The following is an 8,203-nucleotide window of genomic DNA, read 5'->3' on the forward strand; positions in this document are numbered from 1 at the left end:
CTCAGCCCTGCGCGACCTGCCGCATCGCGGCGGCGATTGCGTTATAGGTGCCGCAACGGCACAAATTGACCATCGCAGCGGCGACATCCTGAGGGCTTGGCTTGGGATTCTGCTTCAGCAATGCCGTCGCGGCCATCACCTGGCCGGACTGGCAGTAGCCACATTGCGGCACCTGGTTGGCAACCCACGCGTCGACCACGCGACGGCCGACCGTGTCCTCAGTGATCGCCTCGATCGTGGTGATGGATTGCCCGGCGACGCTACCGACCGGCGTAACACAGGAGCGCGTTGCCTGACCGTCGATCAACACCGTGCAGGCGCCGCACTGGGCGATTCCGCAGCCGTACTTCGTGCCGGTCATGCCGAGTTCGTCGCGGATCACCCACAGTAGAGGTGTGTCGTCTTCCATCGTAACCTGCAGAGTCTTGCCGTTGATGACCAATTCCATAGAGCTGCTCCTCAGATTGTCACCTGACGCCCGACTTGCGGTCTGGTACGAGCAAGACGTGGCAAAAGAAACAATGTCTACCCGGATTGCCAGCCTGGAATTAGATAGTCAGTTGCGATAGGACTTATGAGCTGGTTCGATAAATGATCTCAGGACGGCCGACTGTTTGCTGCCAACGCATGGTGGTTTGCATGAGGCCAGCCACATACATCAGCCCACGAAGTGGCCGCCAGTTCGTCGTCATTGCCGCCGGCGGCAATAAGGCGCTTCAGACGAAGCTTGGCAACGAGATCGTCGCTTTCGCATTGCCTCAAGAGATGCAATCAGACCAGTGACCGCGTTCGCGCGGCATGTTGGACCGCCTTGGCTTCGATACGAAAACGGCCAGCATCAAGGGGCCATTCTTGTTTCGGCGAAATAATCGCCGGCCGTCTCTGTCGGCCAAAGGACTGCTGGTGGTCCACGTCAAACGCAACTGCATAAAAGTATCAGTTTTTGCACCCAGGGCTCTAGCCGTGCTGGTCATCCAACCCGAACCTCAGGCAGGGCTCGGCATATCGAGACGATCATAACTCGTCGGAATACGCCTCCCAATCGTCTTTAAAAACTCAAAGACCTTCGGAGGAAATTCATGAAGTTGCTCGCAATTAGCTCCCTCGGCGCAGTTGCAGCCGTCGCCTTGGTGTCCGGCGCCATGGCGGAGACCAGATTGACGATCGCGACGGTCAACAACGGCGATATGGTCCGCATGCAGAAGCTGACCGATGATTTCACCAAGATGAACCCGGACATCGCGCTGAACTGGGTCACCCTTGAAGAGAACGTCCTGCGTCAGAAGGTGACGACCGACATCGCCACCAAATCCGGCCAGTACGACGTCCTAACGATCGGCACCTATGAGGTTCCGATCTGGGCTAAGAAAGGCTGGTTGGTGCCGCTCAACGATCTCGGCGCCGACTACAACGTCGACGACCTCCTGCCGGCTATCCGCGCCGGTCTATCGCTGGACGGCAAGCTCTATGCGGCGCCGTTCTACGGCGAATCCTCGATGATCATGTATCGCAAGGATCTGTTTGACAAAGCCGGCATCAAGATGCCGGAGAGCCCGACATGGGATCTTGTCGCCGACGCCGCTCGCAAGATCACGGACAAGTCCTCTGGAACCTACGGCATCTGCCTGCGCGGCAAGGCAGGCTGGGGTGAGAACATGGCCTTTCTGTCGGCGACGGCAAACTCGTTTGGCGCACGATGGTTCGATGAGAAATGGAGGCCGCAGTTCGATCAGCCGGAATGGAAGAACACCTTGAATTTTTACGTGAAGCTCATGCGCGATGCCGGTCCTCCCGGCGCCTCCTCGAATGGGTTCAACGAGAATCTTGCGCTCTTCAATGCCGGCAATTGCGGCATGTGGATTGATGCGACTGTCGCGGCCTCGTTCGTGACCAACCCGAAGGATTCAAAAGTCGCCGACCAAGTCGGCTTCGCTCTGGCCCCGAATACTGGTCTCGGAAAAAACGCCAACTGGCTCTGGGCCTGGTCGCTTGCAGTACCCGCGGGCTCGCAGAAAGCCGCAGCGGCGAAGAAATTCATCGCTTGGGCGACGAGCAAACATTATCTCGAACTCGTCGCTTCGAAGGACGGCTGGGCCAATGTGCCTCCAGGCACACGCAAGTCGCTCTACGAGAATCCCGAGTATCAGAAGGCCGCGCCGTTCAGCAAGCTTACCCTGGATTCGATCAACTCGGCTGACCCTGCCCATCCCACCGTAAAGCCGGTCCCCTATGTCGGCATCCAGTTCGTCGCCATCCCGGAATTCCAGGCCATAGGGACCGCGGTCGGCCAACAATTCTCGGGTGCTCTCGCCGGCAGCAGTTCGGTCGACGACGCTCTCGCGGCCGCGCAGAACATTGCGACCCGCGAGATGACCAAGGCCGGCTACATCAAATAGTTCGTTTCTCCCTGGACGCTGTCGCGTCCACAGACCTGGGCTGCCCGGCATACCGGGCAGCCTCCTTGGACAGGAAAGCGAAATCCACGTTTTGCGGCTGATAGGAAGAATCCGGCAATGAGGTTGAGGAACAAGGTTGCGTTCATCACGGGCGGAGCGCGTGGCATTGGGCGGGCGTTCGCAGAGGCCTATGTCCGGGAAGGCGGCACGGTTGTCATCGGGGATATCGACCTGGGCGCCGCAGAACGGGCTGCCGCGGAAATTGGACCAGCTTGCTCTGCGGTATACATGAACGTGGCTGATTTCGGGTCGATTCAAGCCGGTGTCGATTCGGTTGTCGATAGAGCCGGCAAGATCGACATCCTTGTCAATAACGCTGCTCTGTTCGATCTCGCTCCGATTGTAGACGTCACGCCGGCAAGCTATGATAGGCTTTTCAGCGTCAATGTGCACGGTGTGCTCTTCACCATGCAAGCCGTCGCGCGGCACATGATCGCGTCAGGCAGAGGCGGAAAGATGATCAATATGGCGAGCCAGGCGGGTCGGCGCGGCGAGGCGCTGGTCGCCGTGTATTGCGCCACCAAAGCCGCTGTCATAAGTCTCACGCAATCAGCGGGGCTGAACCTGATCAAGCACGGGATCAATGTGAACGCCATTGCTCCAGGCGTCGTCGACGGCGAGCATTGGGATCATGTCGACGCCCTGTTTGCTCAATACGAAGGCCTCCCGAAAGGCGAAAAGAAGCGTCGTGTCGGCCAGGATGTCCCTTTTGGCCGAATGGGAAAGCCGGAGGACCTGGTCGGATGCGCCGTTTTCCTGGCGAGCCCGGAAAGCGATTATGTCGTGTCGCAAACCTTCAACGTCGATGGCGGGCAATGGATGAGTTGAGGGGAGGGGACTTCGCCCAACAGGCGATATCGAGGTTTGCGCTGCTTTCGGATGCCCACCCTGCTACGCTTCCTCGGCTGAATCGACGGCCATGAAGCTGGAAACGCGCGGCGATGGTGAAAACCGTCAACAATGCGAAAGTTGACCGAAGGGCGGGCGAAGCTCAACCCCGGTTTGAGCAAGTCCTGACGGCGGAAAACGAGACGTTCCTCTGGCGGATCGACGATTATCCCTGGGCACGTTCTGTATGGAATTTTCACCCGGAGTTCGAGATCCACCTGATCCGCAAGTCAACCGGCACGGTATTCATCGGTGACTACATCGGCGAATTCTCGCCGGGCCATCTGACGATCGTCGGCAGCGGCCTCCCCCACAATTGGGTTTCTCACATTCGCACGGGCGAGATCGTCGCGGCCAGGGACCTCGTCGTTCAGTTCGATCCCGAGAAGCTGAAAAAGGCAAGTACCCACCTGCCCGAGGTTGCAGCGCTGGAGAAATTTTTCGAGCTGGCGCTGAGAGGAATCTTGTTTTCCGGAGATACGGCTCGCATCGGCGCAGATGCGCTTGAGGCGATGGGAAATGCGAGGGGGCTCGATCGATTGAACCGATTCCTGCAGCTCCTCGAACTATTGGCAACCTCCAGCACCTGTCAGGTTCTTTCGTCTCCGGAATTTTTTCCGGATCTGAACTCTTCGGCCCTCGACATCATGCAGCGTTGCAGCAGTTACATATACGACCGTATGGCGACCGACCTGTCTCTTCCCGATGTGGCCAAGGTGGCGGGCATGACCGAAAGTACATTCAGCCGCTTCTTTCAGACGAACTCGGGCCGCAGCTTCACAGATTATTTGACCGAGTTGCGGATTGGCCGCGCTTGCCGGCTTCTGGCTGAAACACAGCAGCCGGTCTCAGGCATTTGCTACGAGGTGGGTTATCTCAATCTGTCCAACTTCAATCGGAACTTCCTGAAGCGACGGGGAATGACGCCATCGCAATATCGGGATCTCGCTCTTCGCAAGTGTCCGCCCGGTCATGGTCCGTGCCCGAAAGGAGCTAGATGATCTTTGCTTGTGACGGAGCTATCGTAGACCTTTTCGTGACTGAAGCTCGTCGCCGCCAATTGGCGGCAGACGCGCGGCCGCACCCGATCCCTGTGTGAGTATCCGCGTTGGCCCAAGTACTCGGGCAAAGGCTCGGAGGATCGGGCCGGGCGCTTCACCTGCGAGGCAAATTAAGCAAGCGGGAGCCGTCGCTCGCCCTTGGATGAGACGACCCTCGACCGATGCGAACGTCGACGAATTGGCCGTGCTAAAGTCCAGCGGCGCCTCACCGGAGGTCCTATTGATCTGCTGCTTTACCGCTGGCGTTCAGTTCTCATATTGCCCACGAACCGGCCGACCGATCCACGTGCTCATGCTGTTGCCTCAATTAGCAATTTGAGAGGGTTGCCGGTCTCCGATTTGAACCTATCGGTACGATCGAGCCGAATGTTCTGCGACCATAAGACTCGCAACCGCCATTCTGACAAAGAGAAATTCTGTAGTGATCTCAATCGTCCAAAACGCGGAGACATGTCAGAACGGCTCTTGAAAACATTGCGATATTCGGCGACTTTCAAGCTGAATACGAGGGGTCGATTCCCTTTCCGTTTCACACACAGCGACTCAACAATAGCAGCTCTGAACCAAGCCATTCGCGGCAAGCGCTCGTTCTCCTTGAGAGCGCCGCAACGAAATCGCAACGAATTGGGTGAAACGACCGTGAACAAAACGTGGCGCAAGCGCATGCCAGAGCGATAAATATCAACTGCTTAGAAGATACTCACTGCGTTCGGGACGCAGGGGTCGCAGGTTCGAATCCTGCCACTCCGACCATTCTTCCAAAAGTCGACGTTTTCCAGAGGCTTGGCGGACCGGCCGCCGACGCCTCGGGAGCGCCTTTTTGCAACGATTTTCAGGGCGGGTCCACGGCCGATTTGGCCCAAGCAGGGACGTCTGTGCGCGTGGCATGGCTCCCGCGACCGATGCGCCTTGGCCATGCCGATTGCGATCGCCCCCGTGCAGGCCGCGCGATCGTGCAGGTTGGCGCATCTGACCCGCCTGCAGCCCTGGCACTCCGTTTGCTCAGTCAGGACCAAACACAGCCCCTAGCGGAGGGACTGTTTCAGGTTGAGGCAAACAATGACAGAAGTGTCCCGTTTCGGCTCCACTGGAGAGCTTCGGCTTAGCGCGCTGATTGCGGATCTGTGGTGGCGCGTTCAGCTCATGAATTCCGACATCCTCGAGGAAGAGGCCAAGGCCGGGGTGTTCGACAGGCAGCACCCGTCCTATCCGTTGCTCGCGGCAACCCTTCGGGTACGACGTGACAATCTCGTGTCGACGATAAATGCACTGGAGGAGCGCGCGAAATCGGCCCGCGCCGCTTGAGGCGCGGCACTACCGCCGCGCCACCAGCACGCCCACCAGAAACGCCACCATCAGCGCCGGCAGCGGCGCCTCGCGCACCATGCTGCGGACGACGTCCGACCAGTGCTGCTCCGGCACCAGCCTTGGCGACCTGACTTCCGCCATCGGCGTCATGCCCCAATCCGACGCGAGGTCGGCGATCTCGCTCGCAGCCAAACGCGAGCCGTCGCGGACGCGGAAGACGGCGGCCTCCGATCGCTCGCGTGGCGCCAGCGCCATCAGCGTCGCGACCGCCGTGCGCAACGTCATCTCGCCAAAACCCTGCAGCCTTACCGACTCCTCGGGGTCGGATGTCATGCGAAATCCCTCACAGCGCGAAGTGGTGCGCGATGGTGAATGCCGCCGTCGCGCACAGGACCAGCGTGGAAACCGCGCCGGCCACGCCGCGCGCGAGATGGGCTCGCGTCAGGTGCCTGGTCATGATTTGCTCCATGCTCTGATGGAAATGGCGGCGGCGGACGTTGGTTCCCGACGCAACGCCGAATCGCCGCAGTCCCGCCTACTTCCGCAGCAGCTCGCTCAGTGCCGCCGTCGCCTCGGCACAGCGGATGTCGTCGATCTCGCGCGACAGGCTGAGTGCGCTTGATCTGAGCTCTTCGACCTTCCAGTTCTCAGGATGCTGGCTTTCGAGCTGACTGAGACGCTTGTTCAGATCGTCCAGTCGCGATTGAAGCTGCCCGATGCTGGCGGCCCCGTTCACTTTCCAAACGCGTTGTGCACGCATCGTAGTTCCCCTGTAGTCTCACGGCGTTGTGAGCGGGGTTCGTGGCCGCAATGGGAGTTTCTCTTGTCCGGCTTCAGACCGTGGGGAACCGTTGCAAATCGGCAACGATGGTTCCCCGACTGGATGCGCAAGCCGGCTCACCCTTGCGCGACGAGCGCCACAGGTGCGGAATCTGCATGTCGGCGATCACGACAGCGCGCCGCGCGATAACGCGTGGCGACGCAGGTCGAGGAAGCGAAGGAAAAACGCGTGGCGAGATTTGTGACTATTGCGGCCGGCCAGCTTGGCCCGATTGCCAGGGCTGAGACGAGGACCGAGGTCGTGGCGCGCCTGATGGCGTTGATGCGCCAGGCGAAGGCTTGCGGCTGCGACCTGATCGTCTATCCCGAGCTCGCGCTGACCACGTTCTTTCCGCGCTGGTATTTCGAGGACCAGGCGGAGATCGACGCCTTCTTCGAGCGCGAGATGCCGGGGGCGCAGACGCGAGCGCTGTTCGACCTCGCGCGCGACATCGGCATCGGGTTTTACCTCGGCTATGCCGAGCTGACGGTCGAGGCCGGCGTCACCAGGCGCTACAATACCTCCATCCTGGTGGACAAGAGCGGTGCGATCGTCGCGAAATACCGCAAGGTCCATTTGCCCGGCCATGCCGAGCATGAGCCATGGCGCGAATTTCAGCATCTGGAAAAGCGTTACTTCGAGCCCGGCGGCGGTTTCGGCGTGACCACTGCCTTCGGCGGCGTGATGGGAATGGCGATCTGCAACGACCGCCGCTGGAGCGAGACCTATCGCGTGATGGGCCTCCAGGGCGTCGAGATGGTGATGATCGGCTACAACACGCCGGTGCACAATCCGCCCGCGCCCGAGCACGACGATCTCTCGCTGTTCCACAATCACCTGGTGATGCAGGCCGGCGCCTACCAGAACGGTACCTTCGTGGTCGGCGTCGCCAAGGCCGGCATCGAGGAGGGCGTCGACCACATCGGCGGCAGCTGCATCATCGCGCCTTCCGGCGAGATCGTGGCGGCGTGCACCACCAAGGGCGACGAGATCGCGCTGGCGCGCTGCGACCTCGATCTCTGCAACTCCTACAAGCGCACCACCTTCAATTTCGACGTCCACCGCCAGCCCCGCGCCTACGGGATGATCGTGGAGCGCAAGGGCGTGACCACGATGGCCGACGGCACGCCGGTGCGGCCGAAGGGGTGATGCTCCTGTAGCCCGGGTGAGCGCAGCGATACCCGGGACCGCTATGGCTGGTGGCAAGGCCCCGGATGTCGCTGCGCTCATCCGGGCTACGAGATCTTGCCCGACGGGCAAAACACTCGCGAAGCTGTCAACCCGCCTGCGCAAAAATATTCCACTTTACCGAAATTCGGAATTGCCGTATGTGTCGCCCATCCCGGCTCATCCTTGAGGGGCGATCATGTGGTCGTCATGTTCGCGAGCCGGGCTTTGCGGTGGACGCGGCAGCGTCGGGCGCGAGAGTTGCGGGCAGGGCGGATTGCTCTCCGTGAGCCCCAAGGCTTCGTGCGGACGAACGGCGCTGNCAGGTTCGTCTCGCCAGCAGGTTTCCGGCTCCGTCGACAGGGCTGGAAAAACCGCGGCGAAATGGCGAGCCGTGCGTACGGCAAAACCGTGTGGTCCTGGCCGTCGTTGCTACGGTCAAGCTCTTGCGGAGGCGGCAGTCGCGTCAACCGGCGCGATGCCGGTGAATTCCGCGAAGGCGA

At 60.5% G+C, this 8,203-nt stretch carries 9 protein-coding genes; 6 read left to right on the plus strand and 3 right to left on the minus strand.

All coding sequences use genetic code 11. The annotated features are described in order from the left end of the window. Window position 1: 1 nt before the first annotated feature. Window positions 2–448 carry a (2Fe-2S)-binding protein gene (locus tag A3M7_RS0133670; RefSeq protein WP_027547852.1) on the minus strand — a complete coding sequence of 149 codons (447 nt, stop codon included), beginning with the start codon at window positions 446–448 and terminating at the stop codon, window positions 2–4. Between the two features lie 631 nt (window positions 449–1,079). Between A3M7_RS0133670 and A3M7_RS0133680 the strand changes: the two genes are divergently transcribed. The 5 genes from A3M7_RS0133680 (at window position 1,080) to A3M7_RS0133700 (ending at window position 5,710) form a co-directional block, all read left to right on the plus strand. Continuing rightward, window positions 1,080–2,396 carry a sugar ABC transporter substrate-binding protein gene (locus tag A3M7_RS0133680; RefSeq protein ID WP_027547853.1) on the plus strand — a complete coding sequence of 439 codons (1,317 nt, stop codon included), beginning with the start codon at window positions 1,080–1,082 and terminating at the stop codon, window positions 2,394–2,396. A 117-nt stretch (window positions 2,397–2,513) separates the two neighbouring features. Further along, entirely contained in the window at window positions 2,514–3,284 is a 771-nt protein-coding gene (locus tag A3M7_RS0133685) for an L-iditol 2-dehydrogenase (protein WP_027547854.1), read from the plus strand. 113 nt (window positions 3,285–3,397) lie between these two features. Further along, complete coding sequence (locus A3M7_RS45395) at window positions 3,398–4,345, plus strand: AraC family transcriptional regulator (RefSeq protein WP_049823863.1); 948 nt, start codon at window positions 3,398–3,400, stop codon at window positions 4,343–4,345. A 39-nt stretch (window positions 4,346–4,384) separates the two neighbouring features. Further along, the gene (locus tag A3M7_RS51390; protein ID WP_156937058.1) at window positions 4,385–4,519 is read left to right on the plus strand and encodes a tannase/feruloyl esterase family alpha/beta hydrolase; all 135 of its coding nucleotides are present in this window, start codon (window positions 4,385–4,387) and stop codon (window positions 4,517–4,519) included. Between the two features lie 945 nt (window positions 4,520–5,464). After that, complete coding sequence (locus tag A3M7_RS0133700) at window positions 5,465–5,710, plus strand: hypothetical protein (RefSeq protein ID WP_027547855.1); 246 nt, start codon at window positions 5,465–5,467, stop codon at window positions 5,708–5,710. 9 nt (window positions 5,711–5,719) lie between these two features. On the opposite strand, the gene A3M7_RS0133705 is transcribed toward A3M7_RS0133700, so the two are convergent. Next, window positions 5,720–6,046 carry a hypothetical protein gene (locus A3M7_RS0133705; protein ID WP_027547856.1) on the minus strand — a complete coding sequence of 109 codons (327 nt, stop codon included), beginning with the start codon at window positions 6,044–6,046 and terminating at the stop codon, window positions 5,720–5,722. 202 nt (window positions 6,047–6,248) lie between these two features. After that, entirely contained in the window at window positions 6,249–6,473 is a 225-nt protein-coding gene (locus tag A3M7_RS0133715; protein WP_027547857.1) for a hypothetical protein, read from the minus strand. A gap of 249 nt (window positions 6,474–6,722) precedes the next feature. Between A3M7_RS0133715 and A3M7_RS0133720 the strand changes: the two genes are divergently transcribed. Further along, entirely contained in the window at window positions 6,723–7,682 is a 960-nt protein-coding gene (locus A3M7_RS0133720; protein WP_027547858.1) for an N-carbamoyl-D-amino-acid hydrolase, read from the plus strand. Window positions 7,683–8,203 lie beyond the last annotated feature (521 nt).

Source organism: Bradyrhizobium sp. WSM2254, assembly GCF_000472645.1.
In the GTDB taxonomy this organism is placed as follows: Bacteria; Pseudomonadota; Alphaproteobacteria; order Rhizobiales; family Xanthobacteraceae; genus Bradyrhizobium; species Bradyrhizobium niftali.

Bases quoted from the DNA above. Each gene is read 5' to 3' on its own strand.
- A3M7_RS0133670 (WP_027547852.1), bottom strand. From the start codon at position 448: ATGGAATTGGTCATCAACGGCAAGACTCTGCAGGTTACGATGGAAGAC.
- A3M7_RS0133680 (WP_027547853.1), top strand. From the start codon at position 1,080: ATGAAGTTGCTCGCAATTAGCTCCCTCGGCGCAGTTGCAGCCGTCGCC.
- A3M7_RS0133685 (WP_027547854.1), top strand. From the start codon at position 2,514: ATGAGGTTGAGGAACAAGGTTGCGTTCATCACGGGCGGAGCGCGTGGC.
- A3M7_RS45395 (WP_049823863.1), top strand. From the start codon at position 3,398: ATGGTGAAAACCGTCAACAATGCGAAAGTTGACCGAAGGGCGGGCGAA.
- A3M7_RS0133700 (WP_027547855.1), top strand. From the start codon at position 5,465: ATGACAGAAGTGTCCCGTTTCGGCTCCACTGGAGAGCTTCGGCTTAGC.
- A3M7_RS0133705 (WP_027547856.1), bottom strand. From the start codon at position 6,046: ATGACATCCGACCCCGAGGAGTCGGTAAGGCTGCAGGGTTTTGGCGAG.
- A3M7_RS0133715 (WP_027547857.1), bottom strand. From the start codon at position 6,473: ATGCGTGCACAACGCGTTTGGAAAGTGAACGGGGCCGCCAGCATCGGG.